The following is a 23,424-nucleotide window of genomic DNA, read 5'->3' as shown; positions in this document are numbered from 1 at the left end:
CCTGCACCAAACCGTCGATTTAAAGGAGTTTCATGGACTTCGCCTTGAACCCCACGCTGGATGCCCACGACACCCGCATCCTGGCCGAACTGCAGAACGACGCGCGCCTGACGATGGCCGAACTCGGTCGCCGCGTGCACCTGAGCCAGCCGGCCGTGACCGAGCGCGTGAAGAAGCTCGAAGCCGCGGGTGTGATCAGCGGCTACCGCGCCACGGTCAACCTCACGCGGCTGGGCTACGGCATCCGCGCGATCATCCGCGTGGGCCGCGCCGACTACGACCGCGTGGTTGCGCTGGTGCAGGAAACGCCCGAGTGCATCAATGCCTACAACGTCACCGGCGAAGACAGCTGGATCCTCGAGATCGCGGTGATCGACGTGAGCCACCTCGATGCGGTGGTCACCAAGTTCTGCATCCTCACGGAGACGGCGACCTCGATCATCCTGAACCCGGCGCGCGAGCACCTGCCGATGCTGCCGCCTCAGCGCGCCGACGTGAAACCGCCCATCAAGAAGGTGCTCAACGCGTAGCAGCGAGCGCGTTGAAAGCCGTCACTACTTCGGGCGGCGCCTGCACCATCTCGATCAGCACGCCCTCGCCCGCGATCGGAAACTCGTCGTTCGCCTTCGGATGCAGAAAGCAGATGTCGAAGCCGGCCGCGCCCTTGCGGATGCCACCGGGCGCAAAGCGCACGCCCTGTGCGGTGAGCCATTCGACAGCCTTGGGCAGGTCGTCGATCCACAGGCCCACGTGGTTGAGCGGCGTGGTGTGCACGGCAGGCTTCTTCTCCGGGTCCAGCGGCTGCATCAGGTCGACCTCGACCTTGAACGGCCCGCTGCCCATCGCGCAGATGTCTTCGTCGACGTTCTCGCGCTCGCTCCTGAAGGTGCCCGTGACCTCGAGCCCCAGCATGTCGACCCACAGCTTCTGCAGCCGCAGCTTGTCGGGGCCGCCGATGGCGATCTGCTGGATGCCCAGCACCTTGAACGGACGGGCGGGAGCTGCGGCCGTCATGCGCAGACCTCCACTGTTTCAGTCGTTGTGGTGCGGCGCGACTGCAGGCCCAGCTTGCGCAGCAACTGCACGTCGGCTTCCACATCGGGGTTGCCGGTGACCAACAGCTTGTCGCCGTAGAAGATCGAATTCGCGCCCGCCATGAAGCACAGCGCCTGCACCGCATCGCCCATCTGCTGGCGGCCCGCCGACAGCCGCACGCGCGCCGTCGGCATCGTGATGCGCGCGACCGCGATCATGCGCACGAAGTCGAACGGGTCGACCGGTTCCGAGTCGGCCAGCGGCGTGCCGGGCACGCGCACCAGGCTGTTGATCGGCACCGACTCCGGATACGGGTTCAGGTTGGCCAGCTGCGCGATCAGCCCCGCGCGGTGCACGGGCGCCTCGCCCATGCCGACGATGCCGCCGCAGCACACGCTGATGCCCGCGCTGCGCACGTGGGCCAGCGTGTCGAGCCGGTCCTGGTAGGTGCGCGTGTCGACCACGTCGGTGTAGTACTCGGGCGCGGTGTCGAGGTTGTGGTTGTAGTAGTCCAGGCCCGCGGCCTTGAGCTGCTGCGCGTGGTGCGGCTCCAGCATGCCGAGCGTGGCGCAGGTCTGCATGCCGAGGCCCTTCACCGCCTCGACCAGCACGGCCACCTTCTCGACGTCGCGGTCCTTCGGCGCACGCCATGCGGCGCCCATGCAGAAGCGCGTGGCGCCGGCGTCCTTGGCGGCCTGCGCAGCGCGCACCACCTCATCGACCTCCATCAGCTTCTGCGCCTTCACGCCGGTGTCGAACTCGGCCGACTGCGGGCAGTAGCCGCAGTTCTCGGGACAGCCGCCGGTCTTGACCGAGAGCAGCGTGGCCAGCTCGATGTCGCCTTCGGGAAAGTGCTGGCGGTGCACCGTCTGCGCTTCGAACAGCAGGTCCATCAGCGGCTTGTCGAGCAGCGCCTGGATCGCCTCGATCGTCCACGGGCCTTGCGGCGTTGCGGCGGCTTTTGCGGGCCGGTGCAGCGTGATCGTCTGTTGCAGGTCGTTGGCACCCATCAGTTGAACTCCAGAATGATTTGATCGACCGCGAGAGACTCGCCCTTCGCGGCAGAAATCTTGCCGACCACGCCGTCTTGCGTGGCGAACAGCACGTTCTCCATCTTCATCGCCTCGATGACCGCCAGCTTCTCGCCGGCCTGCACATGCTGCCCCGGCTGCACCGACACCTCGACCAGCAGGCCCGGCATCGGCGACATCAGGAACTTGCTCAGGTCCGGCGGCGCCTTGTAGGGCATCAGCTCCAGCAGGCGCGCACCCAGCGGCGACAGCACCATCGTCTCGATCTGCGTGCCATCGTGCGACACGCGCAGCGCCAGCGGGTTCTTGCCCGCGCCGCGCTCGACCTGCGCGGTGAAGGGCTTGTCGTTGACGATGCCCTGCACGCGAATCGCGCCCAGCGCAAAGCTGCTGTCGATCTTGTAGTTCTTGTCGCCCACGGCCACCGCGCTCGCGCCGGTCTTACCCTGGAAATCGGACACCGACACCGGGTGGTGCACGTGCTTGCCTTCCGGCCCCATCTCCACCACCACGAACTGCTCGCCCACCTTCACGCCGTGGCCTTCGAGCTGCCCGCTGATGCCCGAGGCACGCGCGCGATAACGACGGTGCACATACGCGGCGAGTGCGATGAGGAACGATGGGTTTGAGTGCGGCACGTCTTCCGCATGGAAGCCCTTGCCGTAATGCTCGGCGATGAAGCCGGTGTTGAAGTCGCCCGACACGAACTTCGTATGCGCCAGCAGCGCCTCCTGGAACGGAATGTTGCTGCTGATGCCGCGAATCACGAAGCCGTTGAGCGCCTCGCGCATGCGGGCAATCGCATGCTGGCGGTCTTTGCCGTGCACGATGAGCTTGGCGATCATCGAGTCGTAGTACATCGGGATCTCGCCACCGTCGTACACGCCGGTGTCCACGCGCACGCCTTGCAGATGCTCGGTATCGCTCGCGAACATCGTCTCTGCCGGCGGCTGGAACTTCACCAGACGGCCGGTCGAGGGCAGGAAGTTGCGGAACGGGTCTTCGGCGTTGATGCGGCACTCGATGGCCCAGCCGTCGCGCTCCACTTCGGCTTGCGTCAGCGGCAGCTTTTCGCCGGCGGCCACGCGGATCATCAACTCGACCAGGTCAAGCCCGGTGATGCACTCGGTCACCGGATGCTCTACCTGCAGACGCGTGTTCATTTCCAGGAAGTAGAAGCTCTGGTCCTTGCCGACCACGAACTCCACCGTGCCCGCGCTCTGGTACTTCACGGCCTTGGCCAGCTGCACCGCCTGCTCGCCCATCGCCTTGCGCGTGGCGTCGCTGATGAAGGGCGACGGCGCCTCTTCGATCACCTTCTGGTGGCGCCGCTGGATCGAGCATTCGCGCTCGTTCAGGTAGATGACGTTGCCGTGCGAATCGCCCAGCACCTGGATCTCGATGTGGCGCGGCTCCTCGACGAACTTCTCGATGAACACGCGGTCGTCGCCGAAGCTGTTGCGCGCCTCGTTGCGGCACGAGGTGAAGCCTTCGAAGGCTTCCTTGTCGTTGAAGGCCACGCGCAGGCCCTTGCCGCCGCCACCCGCCGAGGCCTTGATCATCACGGGGTAGCCGATGTCCTTGGCGATCTCGACGGCGCGCTCGGCCGTCTCGATGGCGTCGTTCCAGCCCGGAATGGTGTTGACCTTGGCTTCGTTCGCGAGCTTCTTCGAGGCGATCTTGTCGCCCATCGCCGCGATCGAATAGTGCTTCGGGCCGATGAAGGCAATGCCCTCTTCCTCGACCTTGCGCGCGAAGGCTTCGTTCTCCGACAGGAAGCCGTAGCCCGGATGCACCGCCTCGGCGCCCGTCTGCTTGCAGGCCGCGATGATGCGGTCGGCCTGCAGATAGCTCTCGCGGCTGGGGGCTGCGCCGATGTGCACGGCCTCGTCGGCCAGCTCGACGTGGCGGGCTTCCTTGTCGGCGTCGGAGTAGACGGCGACGGTGAGGATGCCCATCTTCTTCGCCGTCTGGATGACGCGGCAGGCGATTTCGCCGCGGTTGGCGATCAGGATCTTCTTGAACATGTTCTTCTTCTCCGTACCGCTCACAGTGGGATGTTGCCGTGCTTGCGCCACGGGTTCTCGAGCTTCTTCTCACGCAGCATCACCAGCGAACGGCAGATGCGCTTGCGCGTCTCGTGCGGCAGGATCACGTCGTCGATATAGCCGCGTGCGCTGGCCACGTACGGGTTGGCAAAGCGCGCCTTGTACTCGGCCTCGCGGGCTGCCAGCTTCTCGGGGTCGTTCTTGTCTTCGCGGAAGATGATTTCCACCGCGCCCTTCGCGCCCATCACCGCGATCTCGGCGCGCGGCCATGCGAGGTTGACGTCACCGCGCAGGTGCTTGGACGCCATCACGTCGTACGCACCGCCGTAGGCCTTGCGTGTGATAACGGTGATCTTCGGCACCGTGCACTCCGCGTACGCATACAGCAGCTTGGCACCGTGCTTGATGATGCCGCCGTACTCCTGCCCCGTGCCGGGCATGAAGCCGGGCACGTCGACAAAGGTGATGACCGGGATGTTGAACGCATCGCAAAAGCGCACGAAGCGCGCCGCCTTGATGCTGCTCTTGATGTCCAGGCAGCCCGCCAGCACCAGCGGTTGGTTGGCCACGATGCCGACCGTCTGGCCTTCCATGCGCGCGAAGCCGATCACGATGTTCTTCGCGTAGTCGGGCTGCAGCTCGAAGAAGTCGCCGTCGTCCACCACCTTGAGGATCAGTTCCTTGATGTCGTAGGGCTTGTTCGGGTTGTCCGGCACCAGCGTGTCGAGCGAGTAGTCGGGCCGGTCGGCCGGGTCGCCCTGGCCGTTGTTGCCCAGTCGCACCGGCGGCTTTTCGCGGTTGTTGAGCGGCAGGTAGTTGTACAGGCGGCGCAGCATCATCAGCGCCTCGACGTCGTTCTCGAACGCCATGTCGGCCACGCCGCTGCGCGTGGTGTGGGTGATGGCGCCGCCCAGTTCTTCGGCCGTCACGCTTTCGTGCGTCACGGTCTTCACCACGTCGGGGCCGGTGACGAACATGTAGCTGGAGTCCTTCACCATGAAGATGAAGTCGGTCATGGCCGGCGAATACACCGCACCGCCCGCGCACGGGCCCATGACCATGCTGATCTGCGGCACCACGCCCGAGGCCATCACGTTGCGCTGGAACACGTCGGCATAGCCACCGAGCGACGCCACGCCTTCCTGGATGCGCGCGCCGCCCGAGTCGTTCAGGCCGATGACCGGTGCACCGACCTTCATGGCCTGGTCCATCACCTTGCAGATTTTTTCGGCATGCGCTTCGCTGAGCGCGCCGCCGAAGACGGTGAAGTCCTGGCTGAACACGAACACCAGGCGGCCGTTGATCATTCCGTAGCCGGTGACCACGCCATCGCCGGGAATCTTCTGCTCGGCCATGCCGAAGTCGACCGAGCGGTGCTCGACGAACATGTCCCACTCTTCGAAGGTGTTGTCGTCGAGCAGCAGTTCGATGCGCTCGCGCGCCGTGAGCTTGCCTTTGGCGTGCTGCGCGTCGATGCGCTTTTGCCCGCCGCCCAGGCGCGCCTGGGCGCGACGCTTTTCGAGTTGTTCAATCAGTTCTTGCATGGTGTGGTTCCGAAGCTGTGTTCCTGAATTGCGATGCTTGGTCTTGTGTTTCTTGTGGCCTCACGGCCTGGCGGTGATGGCCGCCGCGGCGAGCAGGCTGCGCGCCGCCGTAGAGGCCGGCAGCGTTCCTTGCGCCACTTGTTGCGTGAGCTGGGGCAGCAGCTCGCGCACCTGCGCGTGCTGCCTGAACGCCTGCTTGAGCCCTGCGTCGATGCGCTCCCACATCCACGCGGTCGCCTGCTTCTCGCGGCGCTGCGCGAGCTTGCCGTTGGCCGTCTGCAGTTGCCTGAACTGCAGCACGGCCTCCCAGAATGCGTCGACGCCGGTACCCGCCAGTGCGCTGAGCTGCAGCACCTTGGGCAGCCAGAAGCGCACCTCGACGCCGCTGTGCGCGTCGTGCACGGCATGCGCGTGGTCGGGGTTGCCCTGGTGGCCGAAAAGCCGCAGCGCCGAGGTGATCTGCGCCTGTGCGCGCGTGGCGGCGTCCTTGTCGATGTCGGCCTTGTTGATGACCACGAGGTCGGCCAGTTCCATCACGCCCTTCTTGATCGCCTGCAGGTCGTCGCCGGCGTTGGGCAGCTGCATCAGCACGAACATGTCGGTCATGCCGGCCACGGCGGTCTCGCTCTGGCCCACGCCGACCGTCTCGACGATCACGATGTCGTAGCCGGCGGCCTCGCACACCAGCATGGCTTCGCGCGTCTTCTCGGCCACGCCGCCGAGCGTGCCGCTCGACGGGCTGGGGCGGATGTAGGCGCGCTCGTGCACCGAGAGCCGCTCCATGCGCGTCTTGTCGCCCAGGATGGAGCCGCCCGAGACGGTGGACGACGGGTCGATGGTGAGCACCGCCACGCGATGCCCCTTGTCGATCAGCAGCAGGCCCAGCGTTTCGATGAAGGTCGACTTGCCGACGCCCGGCACGCCCGAGATGCCGAGCCGAAACGACTGGCCGGTGCGCGGCAGCAGCGCCGTCAGCAGTTCGTCGGCCTGTGCACGGTGGTCGGCGCGGGTCGATTCGAGCAGCGTGATCGCCTTGGCGATGGCGCGGCGCTGTGCCATGCCGGGCGCATCGGCGACCGCGCGTTCGAGCGCGTCGACGCTGTTCAGCACGCGGCCTCCGACGCCACGCGCCAGCGGTAGTGCAGGTCCACGCCCTCTTCGCCTTCGAGCACGAAGCCGTGGCGCAGATAGAAGCGGTTGGCGTCGCTGCGCACGAGCGCGGTGAGCTTGATGTCGAGCTGTTTCTCGCGCGCCTGCGCCTTGGCCCAGCGCATTGCCCATTCGCCGATGCCGCGCCCCTGGAAGCCGGTGCGCAGGTACAGATGGTCGAGGCGCAGCGCATCCGCGTCCTCGGGCTTGAGCGTGATGAAGCCGACGCGCTGCTCGTCGTCGAGCACGATGTGGTGCATGTACGGCACCACGAAACCAGCCGACAGGCGTTCACGCGAGCGCGTGAGGTCGAAGCGGCCGACGCGCTCCAGGCTCGGGCGCATCGCATCGATGCGCACGGCCAGCATGTCCTCGAAATCGCCGGAATCCACCGGCTGCAGCGACAGCCGCGACAAGAGATCGCTCACGTCGGTGCTTTTCTTCAGGCCGCGACCGCCGCGCGGATCTGCTCCAGCACGTCCTTGGCGCTGGCCGGAATGGGCGTGCCCGGCCCGTAGATGCCTTTGACGCCGGCCTCGTAGAGAAAGTCGTAGTCCTGCCGCGGAATTACGCCGCCGACGAACACGATGATGTCGTCCGCGCCCTGCTTCTTGAGCTCGTTGATGATCGCCGGCACCAGCGTCTTGTGGCCGGCTGCGAGGGTGCTCACGCCAACGGCGTGCACGTCGTTTTCAATCGCCTGCCGCGCGCATTCTTCGGGCGTCTGGAACAGCGGGCCCATGTCCACGTCGAAGCCCAGGTCGGCGAAGGCGGTGGCGACGACTTTCGCACCGCGGTCGTGCCCGTCTTGCCCCAGCTTGGAAATCATCACGCGCGGACGACGGCCCTGCTCTTCGGCGAAGGCGTTGATCTCGGTCTTGAGTGCTTCCCAGCCTTCGGCCGAGTCGTAGGCGGCAGCGTACACACCAGTCACCTTCTGCGTGTCGGCGCGATGGCGGCCGAACGATTTTTCAAGCGCGTCGGAAATCTCGCCGACCGTGGCGCGCAGGCGCACGGCGTCGATGCTCAATGCCAGCAGGTTGCCGGTGTTGTTCTCGGCGGCTTCGGTGAGCGCGTCGAGCGCGGCCTGCACCTTGGCGGTGTCGCGCGAGGCGCGGATCTTCTGCAGCCGCGCCACCTGCTGGTCGCGCACCATCACGTTGTCGATGGACAGGCTGTCGATCGCGTCTTCGTTCTTGAGCTTGTACTTGTTGACGCCGACGATCACGTCCTTGCCCGAATCGATGCGCGCCTGCTTCTCGGCGGCGGCCGCCTCGATCTTGAGCTTGGCCCAGCCGCTGTCGACGGCCTTGGTCATGCCGCCCATGGCCTCGACCTCTTCGATGATGGCCCAGGCCGCATCGGCCATGTCCTGCGTGAGCTTCTCCATCATGTAGCTGCCGGCCCAGGGGTCGACGACGTTGGTGATGTGCGTCTCTTCCTGGATGATGAGCTGCGTGTTGCGCGCAATGCGCGAGCTGAACTCGGTGGGCAGCGCAATGGCTTCGTCGAGCGCGTTGGTGTGCAGCGATTGCGTGCCGCCGAACACCGCGGCCATGGCCTCGATGGTGGTGCGCACGATGTTGTTGTACGGGTCCTGCTCGGTGAGGCTCCAGCCCGAGGTCTGGCAGTGCGTGCGCAGCATCAGGCTCTTGGGGTTCTTGGGGTTGAACTCCTTCATGATGCGGCACCACAGGAGGCGCGCCGCGCGCATCTTGGCCACTTCGAGATAGAAGTTCATGCCGATGGCCCAGAAGAAGCTCAGGCGCCCGGCAAAGCCGTCGACGTCGAGGCCCTTGGCCAGCGCGGTCTTCACGTATTCCTTGCCGTCGGCCAGCGTGAACGCGAGTTCGAGCGCCTGGTTGGCGCCGGCTTCCTGCATGTGATAGCCGCTGATCGAAATCGAGTTGAACTTGGGCATGTGCTGCGCCGTGTACTCGATGATGTCGCCGATGATCCGCATGCTCGGCGCGGGCGGAAAGATGTACGTGTTGCGGACCATGAACTCCTTGAGGATGTCGTTCTGGATGGTTCCGCTCAACTGGTCCTGCGCCACGCCCTGCTCTTCGGCCGCGACCACGTAGCCCGCAAGCACCGGCAGCACGGCGCCGTTCATCGTCATCGACACAGAGACCTTGTCGAGTGGGATCTGGTCGAACAGGATCTTCATGTCCTCGACCGAATCGATCGCCACGCCGGCCTTGCCGACGTCGCCGGTCACGCGCGGATGGTCGCTGTCGTAGCCGCGGTGGGTGGCCAGGTCGAAGGCCACGCTCACGCCCTGCCCGCCGGCGGCCAGCGCCTTGCGATAGAAGGCGTTCGACTCTTCGGCGGTCGAGAAGCCCGCGTACTGGCGGATGGTCCAGGGGCGCACCGCGTACATGGTGGCCTGCGGGCCGCGCAGGTAGGGCTCGAAGCCGGGCAGCGTGTCGGTGTACTTCAGGCCCTGCAGGTCGGCCGCGGTGTAGAGCGGCTTGACGCTGATGCCGTCGGGCGTGATCCAGTTCAGCGCGCTCACGTCGCCGCCGGGGGCGGACTTGGCAGCGGACTTGGCCCACGCATCGAGGTCGGCTGGCTTGAAGGTGGGTTCGGGTGTGCTGCTCATGAGGGGCCGCTTTGCAGTGTCTCTGGTGTTCGCCAATTCGCTTGCACGGATTTGCAAGCCGGCCGCGAGTCTAACCGATCCATAATTATTAATTCAAACGCCTTTTTTGAAGTACAGTCCGGCCCATGTCCGCAGTCACCCTCACCCCCCGCGCCCTCTATGAAGAGGTGGCCGAGCTGCTGCGCCAGCGGATCTTCCGCCGCGAGCTGGAGCCCGGCAGCTGGATCGACGAACTCAAGCTCGCCGAGGAATACGGCATCAGCCGAACCCCCCTGCGCGAAGCGCTGAAGGTGCTGGCGGCCGAAGGCCTGGTGACGATGAAGGTGCGCCGCGGCGCCTATGTGACCGAGGTGTCCGAGCAGGATCTGGCCGACGTCTACCACCTGCTCTCGCTGCTGGAGAGCGACGCGGCCGGCGTGGTGGCCGAGCGTGCCACCGAGGCCCAGCGCGCGGAACTGAAGGCGCTGCATGCCGAGCTCGAAGCGGCCGCAGCCCCCGGCAAGGAAGACCGCGAGCATTTCTTTGCGCTCAACGAGCGTTTTCACATGCGGCTGCTGGCCATCGCCGACAACAAGTGGCGCGACCAGATGGTGGCCGACCTGCGCAAGGTGATGAAGCTCAATCGCCACAACTCGCTGCTCAAGGCCGGCCGCATCGCCGAATCGCTGGCGGAACACCGTTCCGTGATGGCCGCCATCGAGACACGCGACGCCGCCACGGCCATGGCGCGCATGCGCGAGCACTTCAGGAACGGCCTGGAAGCCGCCACCTGAGCGCACTCACCCAGCCGCTCAGCCTGTACGGGCCGTCCCCGTCTCGGCCGCGATGCGTTGCGCCGTGACCAGCAGGCGGGGCGCCACGCGCGTCAGCATCATCTCCCGCGGCAGCAGGTAGGCCGGGCCGGCGCAGCTCACCGCATAGCGTTCGCCGCGCGGTCCCTCCAGGGCAAAGCCCAGGGCGTGGATGTGCGGGTGCCATTCGCCGAACGAGCTGCAGTAGCCCTCGCGGGCGTACTCCTCGAGCCCGGCCATCAGCCGTGGCTGCATCACCGGCCAGTTCTCGCCGCTTTCGAGGCGGATGTCTTCCAGCAGCGCCGCCTGCTCGGCGGCAGGCAATGCCGCGAGGTAGGCGCGGCCACCGGCCGAGGTGGCGATGGCCAGCCGCGTGCCGACCTCGATGCGCGAACTGATGACGGCCAGGCGCGGCCGCAGCGAATCGATCACGAGCACGTCCAGCTCGTCGCGCACGCCGATGTGCACGCTGGCCCCCGCGAATTCGGCCAGTTCCACCAGATACGGACGGGCCACCGTCCGCAAGTCGAAATGCCGCAGGTACCGGCTGCTCATGTCGAGCAATGCCGGCCCCAGGCTGAAACGCTCGCTGTCTTGCGACTGGCGCAGGTAGCCCGCGCCGACCAGTGTCGCCGTGAGGCGCGACACGGTGGCCTTGGGAATGCCCGTCGTGTCGGCCAGTTCCCGATTGCCCATGGAGGCCCCGGCCATGCCGATCACCTTGAGTAGTGCCAAGCCGCGTGCCAGCGCGCTCACTTCCTCTTTGCTGCCAACAGCTTCGCTCATATGCAGAACCTTTTTTTATGTTTCCCTGACGCTCTTTATTCTTCAGCAAAAAGTGGCCCAACAGTCACACTTGTTGTTGCAATGTTTCAAAACATCGTTCTATTAAAAGAGCGCGAGATACCCGCCGAAGAGGCTGCTGAAGCCCTTCGCGAAGGGTGCAAACGAGCGGGACACGCAGGCCTGCGTGCCCTTTGGACATATGACAAAAGAAGGAACCACCCGCGCGTGCGGGTACGCGCTCAGGCAGCCTGTGCGAACGGCTCGTGCGCGAGCGCCATCACCTCGTGCGGTGGGCGCGTCTTCAGGCGATGGTCGCTCCAGACCTGGCGCCAGCGGCGTGCGCCCGGGAGGCCATTGCGCAGGCCCAGCATGTGGCGCGCGATCGACCACCAGTTGGTGCCGTACTCGGCGGCATCGCGCACCATGTAGTCGCACATCAGCGACTCGACCTCTTCGCGCGTGAGCGACTGCGGCGCGGCGCCGAAGAACTCGGCGTCCCACTCCGCCAGCCACCAGGGGTTGTGATACGCCTCGCGCCCGACCATCACGCCATCGAGCAGCCGCAGGTGCTCGTGCACCTGTTCGTTGACGGTGATGCCGCCATTGATCGAAAACTTCAGCGCCGGAAAGTCGTGCTTCAGCCGATGAACCAGCGCATAGCGCAGCGGCGGAATCTCGCGGTTCTGCTTAGGGCTCAGGCCCTGCAGCCACGCATTGCGCGCGTGGACGATGAAGGTGTTGCAACCCGCCTCGCTGACCGTGCCGACGAAGTCGCGCACGAACTCGTAGCTTTCGATCTTGTCGATGCCGATGCGGTGCTTGACCGTGATGGGCACGTCCGTCACGTCGACCATGGCCTTCACGCAATCGGCCACGAGCTGCGGCTCGTTCATCAGGCAGGCGCCGAAGGCACCGCGCTGCACGCGCTCGCTGGGGCAGCCGCAGTTGAGGTTGATCTCGTCGTAGCCCCACTCCGCCCCGAGCTTGGCGCAATGTGCCAGGTCGGCCGGCTCGCTGCCGCCGAGCTGCAACGCCACGGGGTGCTCTTCGGCATGAAAGCGAAGATGGCGCGGCACGTCGCCATGGATCAGCGCACCGGTCGTCACCATCTCGGTATAGAGCAGCGCGTGCCGAGACAGCAGGCGATGCAGAAACCGGCAATGACGGTCGGTCCAATCCATCATGGGGGCAACGGAGATGACCTTCTCTTCCAAAACGCGTGATCCTGTCGTGGGCTTCGGCCCGGACATCGGGCGCGCAAGGCCCGGATTTTCTCACGCAGCCCTTGTCACCCGCTGCCGGTCGGCCATGTAGTTGCCCGGCGTCACGCCGAAGCAGCGGCGAAACCACCGCGAGAAATGCGCCTGGTCGCTGAAGCCGCACTGCGCCGCCACGTCGGCCTGCGCACAGCCATCGCGCAGCAATACCTTGGCCCGGCCGATGCGCGCGAGCCGCGCATAGTGGGCCGGCGTCATGCCGACCGCCACGCGAAACAAGCGATGAAAGTGCTCGCGCGACACGCCCAGCCGCTGCGCCAGCGCGCCGGGGTCGATGCGACAGGCGTCTTCCAGCTCGAGCGCGTTGCAGATCGCCTCGAAACGGGCATCGCCCACCTGCCGCTCGATGGCCGTCAGTTCGCTGCCGGTGCAGGCGCGAAGGATGTGCTCCAGCAGGCGGCCAACCTGCTCGCCGTCGTGCGACAGCGCCGCATCGCCCAGCGCATCGGCCGCGGCCTTGTCCTGCCAGACTCCGCGATGCACGACACCGCGCTGCCCCGATGGCCAGCCAAGGCGCGCGCCGACCCAGGCATGCGGCACATACAGCATCACCATGCGAAAGCCTTGCGGGCTGACGCCAGCCGTGTGCAACGCGAAGGGCGCCATCACGACCAGATCGCCCGCGTGCGCCACCAGCCGCTCGCCGCCGCAGGTGAACTCGCAGTGGCCTTCAAGGATGGCGCCCACGCTCCACTCCGCATGCCAGTGCAGCTCGAAGCGCGCCTTGGGGTCGGCCGAGAACATCGCCTCGATCTGCGCGCCGCCTTCCATCGGCAGGCCGATGACGTGCGAGGAAGCGATGGCGGATGGATTCATCCCGCCGAGCGTAGCGGCATCGGCATCGGCATCGGCGGTATCAAGCGGCAAGCGCGCCGCGAACGGTCAGGCCCATCCAGCCCGCGCTGGCCTGCGTGGCCTGCACTTCGCCAAGCAAGGCCAGTTCCTCGACGGGGTGATCGTGAAACTGCAGCGTCGCGCTACCGCCCGTCCAGCCCGACTCGACACGGTCCACGATGTCGGCGCGCAGATAGCGCGGCGCTGCCGGAACATGAGGCTGCGTCAGGTCGGGCCAGCCGATGGCGCCGATGGTCGGTGCGGCCAGGAAGCCCAGGCGCTCGGCCTTCTCGCCCGACAGCACGACCGTCGCATCGACCAGCCGCCGCTCCTTCACGCTGAGGCTCGCGCCGAGCCGGCTCCCCGCTGCCGCAGGCGCTGCCGCGGGATGCGCGAGCGGCAGGCTGCGCGTCACCCAGGTCTGGCCGATCTTCTTGGGCCAGCCCTGCAGCCAGCCGCGCAGCAGCGAGATGTCTTGATCGACGTAGATCAGCGGGCAGAAGAAGCGCGTGCCCGCGCCCTGCTCCGCCTCGACTTCGAGCACCACGATGGTCTCGCGGTACTGCGCGTAGACCGGGTCGAGCAGTTCGCGTCCGTCGTTGCCGCAGGACTGCCAGTCCGCGAAGTGAATACAGCCACGTCCGGTCGGCCGGCCCGCCTCTGCGGGAACCAGCAAACTGCCGCGCGCAGCATCGAATGCGAAGGCGACGTTGACGAGCCAGCCGGCGTAGTGCCAGGGCGGCGCCTGCACGAGTGCGCTGCGGCCGGACGAAGTGAAAGGCGGCGTGAAAGAAGAAGAGGAAGAAGAGAAGGACGGCATGGGGTGCTCGCAAGTACAAGACCGCCGCACGATAGGCCCGCCGTCCGGGCCCGTCTTGTACGCCAGTGATCCCGCTATGCCTGCGGCGCCATCGCGTGGTCGAGCACATCCATCAACTGATCGACCGTGTAGGGCTTGCGCAGCCATGTCGTTCCGCGCATCGCGGTGCCGGGCTTCGGCTGCCCTGTCACGAAGATCACCGGCACGTTGTGCTCGCTCAGCAGCTTCTCCGCGAAGTCGTGGCCCGACAGCGCGGGCAGGCCGATGTCGACCATCACCACATCGAACGCACCGTCGAAAAAGCGCGAGATCGCGGCCTCGGCGCTCGCTACGCCGGTGGCCCAATGGCCCAGGGCCTCGAGCAGTTTCAGCGTCGTGGCGAGCGTGTCGGCATCGTCCTCCACGAGCAGGACCCGGAGCTTTTGCGATTGCCGTTCTGGCGATGGAGGCGGTTCGGTTGTCATTGAAATGCATTTTTCCAGACAAAGCGCCGGCGTGCCGGGGCAAGGCGGAACGCCTCTGCCCGATCGCCGATCGGTGGGTCGATTGGCGAGTTCATCGCGGCACAATCGTCCGCGTGTCGCTCTTCAAACACAGCCTCCCGGCGATCCTTGCCCTGGCATTCGCCCTCGCCGCGCCCGTCGCACACGCGGCCGATCCGATCCTTCTTGTCACCTCGCCCGTTGCCTTGCAGGCGGCCGAAAAATCTGGTGCCGATTTCGCCCACTGGGTCGGTGGCGCCACTGCCTCCAAGGATGGCATCGCGACCAACCAGGCACTGATGGGTTCGCCGTCGTGGTCGTCCATCGTCGATCCGTTGCGCGAGAGCATTGCCGGCATCCAGCGGCGCGACAAGCAGGCGGGCGTCGGCGTCTCGCGCTATCCGCACCGGCTGTTCGACGCACGCTGGCTGACGAGCCCCGATGTTTTTTTCGAACTGGTCGGCGTGGCCAACCGCATGGACCGGCGGCCCTTTCAAAGCGGCGCATGCGGCGAGACGCGGCTGGTGTACCGACTGGCCTACCGCACGGCTGCCATGCAGTCGCGCCTGCCGATGACAGTCAACGTCGAGCTGCGTGGTGACGCGCCCGATGCCGACGGCAGTTGCGCCAGCAGCGCGCGACGCTGGCAACCGCCGCAGGCTATGGCTGCGAACGACGATGAAGCACTCGGCCGCTGGCTGGTGTCCGCCGACGGCCCGCTCGCGCCGCAGCGCCTGGCACACGCCCGCATCGCACAGATCACCACCAACCTGCAAAGCGTCCGTTGGCCTTCCGCCGTGCGGCCCGATCTCGGCGGCCATGCCGAATACATGCTGCGCGCCTTCCGCTGGAACGCGGGTACACGGCGCTTCGATGTAGGTCCGCTGGAGAACACGCCCGACGTTGCGCGCCTGAAGGCCAATGCCCCTTTGCGCAAGGAATTGCAGCAATGGTTGCAGCAGCCCGCCAACCTGCGCGCTCTGGACGAAGCCACGCTGCAGATCCCCGAGAAATTTCTCGCGACCGAAGCCGTGTCGGTGGCACCGCGCGGACAGGAGCGGCTGGCGAACCGGCCCTTTGCACAGCTCTTCGCGGCCAGCGAATGGCAGGCCATGCCCGACAGTCGCACATTGCAATCACCGCAGGCCGTGCTGCGCCGCCTCGACGACCTGAGCTGCGCAGGCTGCCACCAGAGCCGCGCGGTCGCGGGCTTTCATTTGCTGGGTGTGGACCGGCGCGGCGCCTCGCGCACTTTCACGGTGGGCAATGCGCTCGCCTTGCCGCATTCGCCGCACATGCAGGACGAACTGGCACGGCGCGCCACCTACGTGCGCGCCGCGCTGACGACGCCACGGCCCGATCCGTTTCGCCCGCTGGCCGAGCCGGATGACGTGACCGCCATGACGAGCAGTGCAACAGCCACGGTCGGTGCAAGCTGCGAGCCCAGCCGCATCACGCGCTCCGCCAACCCGTGGCTGGACCGTGCCGAGAAGCTGCCACGCATCGCCTGCGAAGGCACCGCCTCGGTGTGCGAAACCACCTCTGTCGGCTTTCCCGGTGGCATGTGCTCGGGCCCTTGCAATCCGCTCGACAAGAACGGCACCTGCGGCGGCATCGCGATCCTCAGCGATTTCAACCAGTGCCTGGCCGCGAACAAGCCTTTCGGTGAATGCCTCGCCAGACACACGCGCCCCGGCAACCTGCGCAGTTGCTCGGCACAGCAGCCCTGCCGCGACGACTACATCTGCGCGCAGGCCGAAGGCCAACCCGAAGGGCGTGGCGCCTGCATTCCGCCCTACTTCCTTTTCCAGATGCGGGTGGACGGCCACTCCTGACCATCGCTCACCCGTCCGCTCAAGAGATCAAGTGGCCGGATCGAGCACCAGTTGCGTCTGCGTGACGACGGCGCAGAGCTTGCCCTGCTCATTCGTGATCGAGGTCTGCCAGACCATCGTGGTGCGCCCTCGATGCAGCGCCACGCAGGTGCCCGTCACCGTGCTGCCCAACCGTGCGCCGGCAATGAACTTGGTGCTCGAATCGGTGGTCGTCGTGCGCTTGCCGCCCGACAGATTGACGACAGTGCCGACTGCGCCCAGCGTGTCCGCAAACGCCATCGAGGCGCCACCATGCAGGATGCCGCCGGCGGTGCAGAGGTCTTTGCGCACCTCCATCTGCGCCACCACGCGGTCGGGCTCCAGCACCGTGAAGCGGATGCCCATCAGGTCAGGAAAGAGTCCGGCAAACAGCTTCTGGATGTCTGCAATATCGGTCATCGATGTCTCCTTGGATCTCCTGGAAGTTCGACAGACTAGCGGAAAGGCCACAAGAACACCTGCATCACCTGCACCGCGCGCCACACGGCCTGATCGACCCTCGGCGATCGACCGGGCCTCTCTTAGTATTCCGTACACAACACGAAAAACTGAGAGGCCCCGGTGGAGATCTTCGAAAACATCCTTCTCATGCTGGCCGCGGCGTGCCTGCTGCTCCAGCTCTCGCGCCGCCTCGCATTGCCCTACCCGTCGCTGCTGGCGCTGGCGGGCGTCGGGCTCGGCGCGATGCCGTGGGTGCCGCACATCCATTTCGACCCGCAGCTGGCGCTCGCGCTCTTCATTGCACCCGCCCTTCTCGATTCGGCCTTCGACACCTCGCCTCGCGAGCTGCGCCACAACTGGATGCCGCTGATCTCGCTGGTGCTGGTGGCCGTGCTGCTGACCACCGCCGTGGTGGCATGGGCCGGCTGGGCCTTCGCGGGGCTGCCGATTGCCGCGGCCATCACGCTCGGCGCCATCGTTGCGCCGCCCGATGCGGTGGCCGCGGCGGCGGTGATGCAGCAGTTCCGCATTCCGCGGCGCACGCTGTCGCTCATCAACGGCGAGAGCCTGCTCAATGACGCCGTGGCGCTGCTGGTGTTCGGCGTGGCGGTGTCGGCGGCGGGCGCCGCGCACCAGCCCATTGCGAGCTCGCTGCCGATGCTGCTCGTGGCGGTGCCGGGCGGCGCGGTGGTCGGCGTGCTGCTCGGCAAGGTCTCGCTGCACTTCGTGAGCCCGCTCTTCAGGGGCACGCGCTCGGCCATCATCCTGCAGTTCGTGATGACCTTTGCCGCGTGGATCGTGGCTGAGCGGCTGCACCTGTCGCCGATCATCTCGGTGGTCGCCTTCGGCATGACGCTGGGCCGGTACGCACCGAGCCGCAACGCGCCGCGAGACCGCGTGCAGTCGTATGCGGTGTGGGGCGCGGTGGTGTTCACGCTCAACGTGCTGGCGTTCTTTCTGATGGGGCTGCAGGCGCGCGGCATTCTCGACCGGCTCTCCGGCCCCGCGCTCATGCACGCGCTGCAGTTCGCGGGCCTCGTGCTCGCACTGGTCATCGGCGTGCGGGTGGTGTGGGTGCTGTTCTACGGGGCGGTGATGCGCGCGGTGAAGCACCGGCTGGGCCTCAAGCCCAAGGGCGTGTCGATTCCGTCCAGGCGCATCGGCTTCCTTGTCGGCTGGTCGGGCATGCGCGGGCTGGTCACCATGGCCACGGCCTTTGCGCTGCCGGCGGATTTTCCGGGGCGCGACCTCATCGTGCTGAGCGCGTTCGCTGTCGTGCTCGGCACGCTGGTGATCCAGGGCTTCACCATCGGACCGCTCATCAAGGCGCTGAAGATCGATCCCGACGAATCGCAGGACAAGGAGGTCTCGCTCGCGCGCACCGCGATGATGGATGCGGCACTTCTTGCGTTGGAGACCGAGCGCGGCGCCGAAGCCGATGCGGTGCGCGACGAATACCGAGCCGCGCGGACCATCGCCGCCGACGAAAGCCAGCCGCAGGCCACAACCGCGCACGACCGCCTGCGCGCCACGGCGATCCGTGCGCAGCGACGGGCGCTCGATGCGCTGCGCGAGAGCGGGCAGATCGAGGACGACACCTACCACCGGCTCGAGGAGGAGATGGATTGGGCGGAGCTCAATGCCATTCCTGCCAACGATGTGCGGCTGCAGAGCGTGTAGCGTTTGCGCCTTCTCTTGCTCCTTCCCCTTCCGGGGGAAGGTTGGGATGGGGGCACGACGGCGTTCAATTCATCGCAACACCTGATCGAACGCCGCTTGCCCCCACCCCTGCCCTCCCCCGGGAGGGGGGGGAGAAAAACCGGCATCGCGCCTCGTCCTCATACCACCGGTCCTTCACCACCGGCTCGAGGAGGAAATGGACGGGGCGGAGCTCAATGCCATCGATGTTGTCAGGTCCCCTGCCAGGAACGCGGGACCGGTTCGCGTCTTCCGTTCCTATCGTCAGGATCGTGACGACCGAAGTCCAGCTGGCGGACCAGGGAGCCATTGCTGGACCCAGATGAGATGGCCGACCGCGAGAAATACCCAATTCAGGGGATACCTCAAGACACCTCAGTTAACAATAATTGACATTTGGAAGCCTCCTGCACGCCCGTCGGCAGGGGGCTTCTTTTTGTCGAGTCATACAACCATAAAGAGGAGTCAAGATGCTTTTCAGTCAAGCAAGTTCGGTCGCGCGAATCGGCGCTGTGGCCGGTGCGGTCGTGTTGGTGGCATCGTGTGGCGGGGGTGGAGGTGGGGGTTTTCTGCCGGTGGTCGCACCGAACCCTCCGGTGACGGTGCCGCCCGTCGTGAACCATTCCATTGGCGGCACGGTCACCGGCCTTGCCGGCCACCTGGTGCTGCAAAACAATGCCGGCGACGACCTCAAGCTGTCGGCCGATGGCAAGTTCACTTTTGCAACGACCCTGGTCGAGGGCTCGGACTACAAGGTCAGCATCCGCAAGCAACCCCTGTGGCAGTTCTGCACCGTCACCAAGGACACCGGCAAGGCCTCGGCCGACGTGAGCGACGTGACGGTGGCCTGCTCGGCCGCGGCGGCCAAGGTCGAGACGCTCGCCGGCACCGGCACCTCGGGCACCGCCGACGGCAAAGGTACGGCCGCATCGTTCGATCTCCCTTACGGCATCGCCCTCACCAAGAACGGTGGTCTGCTCATCGGCGACTGGTCAAACAACCTCTTGCGCAAGATTTCGCCCGAGGCCGACGTCACCACGTTTGCCGGCAACGGAGTCTTGGCGTCGGTGGACGGCAACGGCCTCAACGCTTCGTTCAAGGACCTCGCCAGCTTCACCGTGGATGCGACCGACACCGCCTTCGTCGCGGACGCCCAAGGCCATCGAATCCGCAAGGTCACATCGACGGCCGATGTGACCACGGTGGCGGGCAATGGCACGAAGACCACGACCGATGGCAACGGAACCGCCGCCACCTTCAACACGCCCATCTCGGTGGCCGTCGATGCTGCCGGCAATCTGTACGTTCTGGAGTATGGCGGCGGCGTCGTTCGCAAGATCGACCCGGCCCTCAATGTCACCACACTGGCCGGCAGCAGCCCGCCGGGCTTTGCCGACGGCACGGGAAGCGCCGCGAAATTCGGGCGTGGCTACAACATTGCCATCGATGGGTCAGGCAACCTCTACGTCGCCGACAGCAGCAACCATCGAATTCGCAAGATCACCCCCACCGGAGTGGTCACGACCCTTGCAGGGACGGGGACGCCCGGTGCCACCGATGGACCCGGCAACTCCGCGACTTTCTCCGATCCCCGCGGCGTCGCTGTCGATGCGGACGGCAATGTCTACGTGGCCGATTTCGGGAGCAGCCTGTTGCGCAGGATCACACCGGCAGGAGTGGTCTCCACGCTCGCCGGCCAAAAGGGCGTTACGGGTGGGCAAGACGGCATCGGCGCGGCTGCCACGTTCAATCAGCCTCAGGGGCTCACGATCAACGCGGCGGGGACGCTGTATGTCGCCGACACCTACGGCCAGTTGATCCGCAAGGTCACGCCGGTTCAGGCGCCCTGAGGCGCCCTGAGGCGCGCTGCGGCGACGTGCGCCGAGCGCGTCGCCGCGTGCAAGGCCAGCCACCGCCTGCGGCGGTGAGCGGCGATGGAGGCCGCGCGACGTTGTCAGGCCCCTGCCCTCACTCCCCCCTCGTACCACCGGTCCTTCGCCAGCATCACGCGGTGATGCCCATGCCCCGACGGCATCATCGGAAAGCAGTTCTCCTGCGCCGCGACCTGTACATCGAGGAAGAACGGGCCTTCGCTCTCCAGGCATTCGGCCAATGCAGCTTCCAGCTCGGCCGGGTCCGACACGCGCCGCGCACCCCAGCCGAAGGCCTTCGCCAGCGCGACGAAATCAGGCAGTGCCTCGTTCCAGCTGTGGCTCAGGCGGTTGCCGTGGTTCAGCTCCTGCCACTGGCGGACCATGCCCATGTAGCCGTTGTTGCACAGCACCAGCTTCACCGGCACGCGATGCTGCACGGCGGTCGACAGCTCCTGGATATTCATGAGCACCGACGCATCGCCGCTCACGCACACGCACAAGGCATCGGGATGCCCGATCTGCGCGCCGATGGCCGCTGGCAACCCATAGCCCATGGTGCCGGCACCGCCCGAGGTGAGCCAGTGGCGCGGGCTGTCGAAGCGCAGGTACTGCGCGGCCCACATCTGGTGCTGGCCCACGTCGGTCGACACGATCGCGTCGCGCCCGCCGATGGCCCGTTGCAGCGACGACATCAGTTGCTGCGGCAAGATCGAATCAGCGCGCGGGGCAAAGGCCAGGCAGTCTTCACTGCGCCAGCGCTCGATGCGCGCCCACCACGGCGCAAGCCGCTCGGGCGCGAAGCCCTCGGCCGGCAGCATGGCCAGCAAGGCGTCGACGATGGCGCCGCAATCGCCCACCATCGGCACATCGACGTGCACCACCTTGTTGATGCTGCCCGGGTCGATGTCGATGTGGATCTTGCGTGCATGCGGGCAGAACTCGTCGAGCTTGCCGGTCACGCGGTCGTCGAAGCGCGCGCCGACGCACACGACCAGGTCGGCCTCGTGCATGGCGAGGTTGGCCTCGAGCATGCCGTGCATGCCCAGCATGCCGATGAACTTCGGGTCGGACGCGGGGAAGGCGCCCAGCCCCATCAGCGTGAGCGTGCACGGCGCATGCAGGCGATGCACCAGCTGCGCGAAGGCCTCGCAGGCCGCGGGGCCCGAGTTGATCAAACCGCCACCGCCATAGAGCACCGGCCGGCGCGCCGTCGACAGCAGATCGGCCGCGCGCTGCAGCATCGCCTTCGGCGGCAGCGGCGCCCTGCCCGCGCGCAAGGGACGCAGCGGCGCGGGTTCGGCACCGTGGCCGAGGCGTAGCAACTGGATGTCCTTCGGCACGTCGAGCAGCACCGGCCCCGGACGGCCCGAGCTGGCGATTTCGAGTGCGCGGCGCACCAGCGCCGGCACGTCGTCGGCGGAGCGCACCTGCCGGTTCCACTTGGTCACCGAGCGCGACATGCCGAGCGCATCGCTCTCCTGAAAGGCCTGCGTGCCGATCACCGCCGTCGCCACCTGCCCGCTGATGCACAGCACCGGCACCGAATCGCTCATGGCATCGAGCAGCCCCGTGATGGTGTTGCCCACGCCCGGCCCTGAAGTGACCAGCACCACGCCCACGCGCCCGGTGCTGCGCGCATAACCTTCGGCCGCATGCACGGCCGCCTGCTCGTGGCGCACCAGCACATGGCGCAGCCGGGGTTCGCCGTGCAGCGCGTCGTACAGCGGCAGCGCGGCGCCGCCGGGGTAGCCGAAGATGGTGTCGACGCCGCATTCAACCAGCGTGTCGAGCAGGGCCTCGGCACCGTTGCGCACGCGGGGCGTGGCCTCGGGGTGGAGGGACAGGGAAGGCGTGAGGGGAAGGTCGAGCAGTCTCATGCCGTCAATTCTTCCGGTTTGAGCGCAAAATATGCTTCTTTCTTTTGGCTCTTTGGACCTGATTCATGAAGATCAATCGGCAAATCCCGGGTGACAACGAAGGATCTTTCGACAAGATCGATCTAGCCATCCTGCGGGTGCTGCTGCTCGACTCCCGCAAGACCCTGCAGGAGATCGGCAACGAGGTCGGCCTGTCGCCCACCAGTTGCTGGACGCGCATCAAGAAGCTCGAAGCCTCGGGCGTGATCAAGCGCTACACCATCGACGTCGATCCGGCCAAGCTCGGCTACCACGACTCGGTGATCGTGCAGGTCACGCTCGAAAGCCACACCGACGAAACCCTCTACGACTTCGGCCGCGTGCTCGCGACGATCCCCGAGATCCAGGAGGCCTACCTCGTCTCGGGCGACTACGACTACTACATCCGCATCGCCGTGCGCGACACGCGCGACTACGAGCGGCTGCTGCGCGAAAAACTCTACAAGATCCCCGGCATCCGCCACAGCAAGTCGCACTTCGTGCTGCGGGTGCTGAAGGAAACCAGCGTGCCCCTTATCTGAAAGGGGCGAACATCGCCATCGACTGAACTCCCGCAAAGGATTTTCGGATGTTCGACTTCTTCAAGAAAAAATCGCCGGCTCCGGCTCCAGCTCCGGCCACCGAGGCAGCGCCCGCCGTTCCCCTGCCCCTCGATGGGCGCGAAGGGCACGTCGGCGCCATCGAGTCGCTGACGCTCGACGGCACGATGTACTTCTTCGGCTTCGACTTCGGCAGCGACCTCGTGCTGTCGCCGCTGATCGCCGACATCGACCTCGCGGCGCGCTTCGCGAGCCGGCACATGGCGCAGCGCGACGGCTTGCACGACGAGGCCTACTGGCGCGAGCTCGCGGGCTACGCCGTCGAAGGCTCGGAGCTCTGCACGGAAGCCGCGAGCCGCACCTTCACCACCGCATCGCTGGCCCAGGCCGTTGCAAGCCTCGCCCGCGTGCACCGCGAAGGCTCGGTCGAGCCCGGCTTCGCCGTCGGATACCACCTGCGCTATCTGCTCGGCGCGGCGGGCGGATGGCAAGCGCTGGAAGAAACCGACGCCGACGATGTCGACGAATGGATCAACGTCATCGGCGGCAACGAGCCGCTGGCCGAAGGTGCAACGCTGCAAGAGATCGCCAGCCGCCTGCAGGCCCACCTGAACGCGCTGGTCGATGCCGCGCCCGCCAACTGGTCCACGAAGTTCGCGGCGTTGAAGGGCTGAGGCAGC

Annotated in this window: 21 protein-coding genes; 7 read left to right on the top strand and 14 right to left on the bottom strand. The window is 66.5% G+C overall.

Annotated elements, in window-relative coordinates:
* Nucleotides 1-32 precede the first annotated feature (32 nt).
* Entirely contained in the window at nt 33-530 is a 498-nt protein-coding gene (locus BLQ28_RS05525) for an Lrp/AsnC family transcriptional regulator (protein WP_093237510.1), read from the top strand.
* Here the strand turns inward: BLQ28_RS05525 and BLQ28_RS05520 are convergent.
* The 7 genes from BLQ28_RS05520 to scpA are packed head-to-tail and all read right to left on the bottom strand — an operon-like array spanning nt 520 to nt 9,412.
* Complete coding sequence (locus BLQ28_RS05520) at nt 520-1,014, bottom strand: VOC family protein (RefSeq protein ID WP_093237509.1); 495 nt, start codon at nt 1,012-1,014, stop codon at nt 520-522. The two genes, BLQ28_RS05525 and BLQ28_RS05520, sit on opposite strands and share 11 nt — an antisense overlap.
* Nucleotides 1,011-2,045 carry a biotin synthase BioB gene (bioB, locus tag BLQ28_RS05515; protein WP_093237508.1) on the bottom strand — a complete coding sequence of 345 codons (1,035 nt, stop codon included), beginning with the start codon at nt 2,043-2,045 and terminating at the stop codon, nt 1,011-1,013. The genes BLQ28_RS05520 and bioB overlap by 4 nt, the downstream gene beginning before the upstream one ends.
* A complete protein-coding gene (gene accC / locus BLQ28_RS05510) occupies nt 2,045-4,093 on the bottom strand; it encodes an acetyl-CoA carboxylase biotin carboxylase subunit (protein WP_093237746.1) in 2,049 nt (682 codons plus the stop codon). Before accC ends, bioB begins: the two co-directional genes overlap by 1 nt.
* A 20-nt stretch (nt 4,094-4,113) precedes the next feature.
* Entirely contained in the window at nt 4,114-5,658 is a 1,545-nt protein-coding gene (locus BLQ28_RS05505; protein ID WP_093237507.1) for an acyl-CoA carboxylase subunit beta, read from the bottom strand.
* A gap of 60 nt (nt 5,659-5,718) precedes the next feature.
* Entirely contained in the window at nt 5,719-6,768 is a 1,050-nt protein-coding gene (meaB, locus tag BLQ28_RS05500) for a methylmalonyl Co-A mutase-associated GTPase MeaB (RefSeq protein ID WP_093237506.1), read from the bottom strand.
* On the bottom strand, nt 6,762-7,235 hold the full coding sequence (locus tag BLQ28_RS05495) for a GNAT family N-acetyltransferase (protein ID WP_093237505.1): 474 nt from the start codon (nt 7,233-7,235) through the stop codon (nt 6,762-6,764). Before BLQ28_RS05495 ends, meaB begins: the two co-directional genes overlap by 7 nt.
* Before the next feature lie 14 nt (nt 7,236-7,249).
* The gene (gene scpA, locus BLQ28_RS05490) at nt 7,250-9,412 is read right to left on the bottom strand and encodes a methylmalonyl-CoA mutase (RefSeq protein WP_093237504.1); all 2,163 of its coding nucleotides are present in this window, start codon (nt 9,410-9,412) and stop codon (nt 7,250-7,252) included.
* Nucleotides 9,413-9,537: 125 nt separating this feature from the next.
* Between scpA and BLQ28_RS05485 the strand changes: the two genes are divergently transcribed.
* Nucleotides 9,538-10,185, top strand: coding sequence for a GntR family transcriptional regulator (locus BLQ28_RS05485; protein ID WP_093237503.1), 648 nt, complete (start codon nt 9,538-9,540; stop codon nt 10,183-10,185).
* Between the two features lie 18 nt (nt 10,186-10,203).
* On the opposite strand, the gene BLQ28_RS05480 is transcribed toward BLQ28_RS05485, so the two are convergent.
* The 5 genes from BLQ28_RS05480 to BLQ28_RS05460 all read right to left on the bottom strand — a co-directional run bounded on the left by BLQ28_RS05480 (nt 10,204) and on the right by BLQ28_RS05460 (nt 14,384).
* Entirely contained in the window at nt 10,204-10,989 is a 786-nt protein-coding gene (locus BLQ28_RS05480) for an IclR family transcriptional regulator (RefSeq protein ID WP_093237502.1), read from the bottom strand.
* Between the two features lie 239 nt (nt 10,990-11,228).
* Complete coding sequence (dusA, locus tag BLQ28_RS05475) at nt 11,229-12,239, bottom strand: tRNA dihydrouridine(20/20a) synthase DusA (protein WP_093237501.1); 1,011 nt, start codon at nt 12,237-12,239, stop codon at nt 11,229-11,231.
* A 24-nt stretch (nt 12,240-12,263) separates the two neighbouring features.
* Nucleotides 12,264-13,133: a helix-turn-helix transcriptional regulator gene (locus BLQ28_RS05470; protein WP_093237500.1), complete on the bottom strand. Its 870-nt coding sequence runs from the start codon at nt 13,131-13,133 to the stop codon at nt 12,264-12,266.
* A complete protein-coding gene (locus BLQ28_RS05465; protein ID WP_093237499.1) occupies nt 13,123-13,920 on the bottom strand; it encodes an acetoacetate decarboxylase family protein in 798 nt (265 codons plus the stop codon). The genes BLQ28_RS05470 and BLQ28_RS05465 overlap by 11 nt, the downstream gene beginning before the upstream one ends.
* 74 nt (nt 13,921-13,994) lie before the next feature.
* The gene (locus BLQ28_RS05460; RefSeq protein WP_093237498.1) at nt 13,995-14,384 is read right to left on the bottom strand and encodes a response regulator; all 390 of its coding nucleotides are present in this window, start codon (nt 14,382-14,384) and stop codon (nt 13,995-13,997) included.
* A gap of 113 nt (nt 14,385-14,497) precedes the next feature.
* Here BLQ28_RS05460 and BLQ28_RS05455 point away from each other — a divergent pair, with 113 nt between their 5' ends.
* The gene (locus BLQ28_RS05455; RefSeq protein ID WP_256327175.1) at nt 14,498-16,237 is read left to right on the top strand and encodes a hypothetical protein; all 1,740 of its coding nucleotides are present in this window, start codon (nt 14,498-14,500) and stop codon (nt 16,235-16,237) included.
* Between the two features lie 27 nt (nt 16,238-16,264).
* Here the strand turns inward: BLQ28_RS05455 and BLQ28_RS05450 are convergent, their stop codons facing one another.
* Nucleotides 16,265-16,675, bottom strand: a complete 411-nt coding sequence (locus BLQ28_RS05450) for a PaaI family thioesterase (RefSeq protein WP_093237497.1) — start codon at nt 16,673-16,675, stop codon at nt 16,265-16,267.
* A 162-nt stretch (nt 16,676-16,837) separates the two neighbouring features.
* On the opposite strand from BLQ28_RS05450, the gene BLQ28_RS05445 reads away from it, so the two are divergent.
* Both BLQ28_RS05445 and BLQ28_RS05435 read left to right on the top strand, forming a co-directional pair.
* Nucleotides 16,838-18,397 carry a cation:proton antiporter gene (locus BLQ28_RS05445; protein WP_093237496.1) on the top strand — a complete coding sequence of 520 codons (1,560 nt, stop codon included), beginning with the start codon at nt 16,838-16,840 and terminating at the stop codon, nt 18,395-18,397.
* Nucleotides 18,398-18,885: 488 nt separating this feature from the next.
* Nucleotides 18,886-20,265, top strand: coding sequence for an NHL repeat-containing protein (locus BLQ28_RS05435; RefSeq protein WP_093237494.1), 1,380 nt, complete (start codon nt 18,886-18,888; stop codon nt 20,263-20,265).
* 104 nt (nt 20,266-20,369) lie between these two features.
* On the opposite strand, the gene ilvB is transcribed toward BLQ28_RS05435, so the two are convergent.
* Entirely contained in the window at nt 20,370-22,166 is a 1,797-nt protein-coding gene (ilvB, locus tag BLQ28_RS05430) for a biosynthetic-type acetolactate synthase large subunit (protein ID WP_093237493.1), read from the bottom strand.
* A gap of 65 nt (nt 22,167-22,231) precedes the next feature.
* On the opposite strand from ilvB, the gene BLQ28_RS05425 reads away from it, so the two are divergent.
* Nucleotides 22,232-22,726 (top strand): Lrp/AsnC family transcriptional regulator, encoded by a 495-nt coding sequence (locus BLQ28_RS05425; RefSeq protein ID WP_093237492.1) that lies wholly within the window; start codon nt 22,232-22,234, stop codon nt 22,724-22,726.
* A gap of 47 nt (nt 22,727-22,773) precedes the next feature.
* A complete protein-coding gene (locus tag BLQ28_RS05420) occupies nt 22,774-23,418 on the top strand; it encodes a hypothetical protein (RefSeq protein ID WP_093237491.1) in 645 nt (214 codons plus the stop codon).
* Nucleotides 23,419-23,424: the final 6 nt, after the last annotated feature.

It is taken from the genome of Variovorax sp. EL159 (assembly GCF_900100965.1).
Lineage (GTDB): Bacteria > Pseudomonadota > Gammaproteobacteria > Burkholderiales > Burkholderiaceae_C > Variovorax.
The sequence above is the reverse complement of the archived record's forward strand: the minus strand, read 5'-3'. Positions and strand labels throughout refer to the sequence as shown.

Excerpts from the sequence above, each read along its gene's own strand:
- BLQ28_RS05525 (WP_093237510.1), top strand. The coding sequence starts at position 33 with ATGGACTTCGCCTTGAACCCCACGCTGGATGCCCACGACACCCGCATC.
- BLQ28_RS05520 (WP_093237509.1), bottom strand. The coding sequence starts at position 1,014 with ATGACGGCCGCAGCTCCCGCCCGTCCGTTCAAGGTGCTGGGCATCCAG.
- bioB (WP_093237508.1), bottom strand. The coding sequence starts at position 2,045 with ATGGGTGCCAACGACCTGCAACAGACGATCACGCTGCACCGGCCCGCA.
- accC (WP_093237746.1), bottom strand. The coding sequence starts at position 4,093 with ATGTTCAAGAAGATCCTGATCGCCAACCGCGGCGAAATCGCCTGCCGC.
- BLQ28_RS05505 (WP_093237507.1), bottom strand. The coding sequence starts at position 5,658 with ATGCAAGAACTGATTGAACAACTCGAAAAGCGTCGCGCCCAGGCGCGC.
- scpA (WP_093237504.1), bottom strand. The coding sequence starts at position 9,412 with ATGAGCAGCACACCCGAACCCACCTTCAAGCCAGCCGACCTCGATGCG.
- BLQ28_RS05485 (WP_093237503.1), top strand. The coding sequence starts at position 9,538 with ATGTCCGCAGTCACCCTCACCCCCCGCGCCCTCTATGAAGAGGTGGCC.
- BLQ28_RS05480 (WP_093237502.1), bottom strand. The coding sequence starts at position 10,989 with ATGAGCGAAGCTGTTGGCAGCAAAGAGGAAGTGAGCGCGCTGGCACGC.
- dusA (WP_093237501.1), bottom strand. The coding sequence starts at position 12,239 with ATGTCCGGGCCGAAGCCCACGACAGGATCACGCGTTTTGGAAGAGAAG.
- BLQ28_RS05465 (WP_093237499.1), bottom strand. The coding sequence starts at position 13,920 with ATGCCGTCCTTCTCTTCTTCCTCTTCTTCTTTCACGCCGCCTTTCACT.
- BLQ28_RS05460 (WP_093237498.1), bottom strand. The coding sequence starts at position 14,384 with ATGACAACCGAACCGCCTCCATCGCCAGAACGGCAATCGCAAAAGCTC.
- BLQ28_RS05450 (WP_093237497.1), bottom strand. The coding sequence starts at position 16,675 with ATGACCGATATTGCAGACATCCAGAAGCTGTTTGCCGGACTCTTTCCT.
- BLQ28_RS05435 (WP_093237494.1), top strand. The coding sequence starts at position 18,886 with ATGCTTTTCAGTCAAGCAAGTTCGGTCGCGCGAATCGGCGCTGTGGCC.
- ilvB (WP_093237493.1), bottom strand. The coding sequence starts at position 22,166 with ATGAGACTGCTCGACCTTCCCCTCACGCCTTCCCTGTCCCTCCACCCC.
- BLQ28_RS05425 (WP_093237492.1), top strand. The coding sequence starts at position 22,232 with ATGAAGATCAATCGGCAAATCCCGGGTGACAACGAAGGATCTTTCGAC.
- BLQ28_RS05420 (WP_093237491.1), top strand. The coding sequence starts at position 22,774 with ATGTTCGACTTCTTCAAGAAAAAATCGCCGGCTCCGGCTCCAGCTCCG.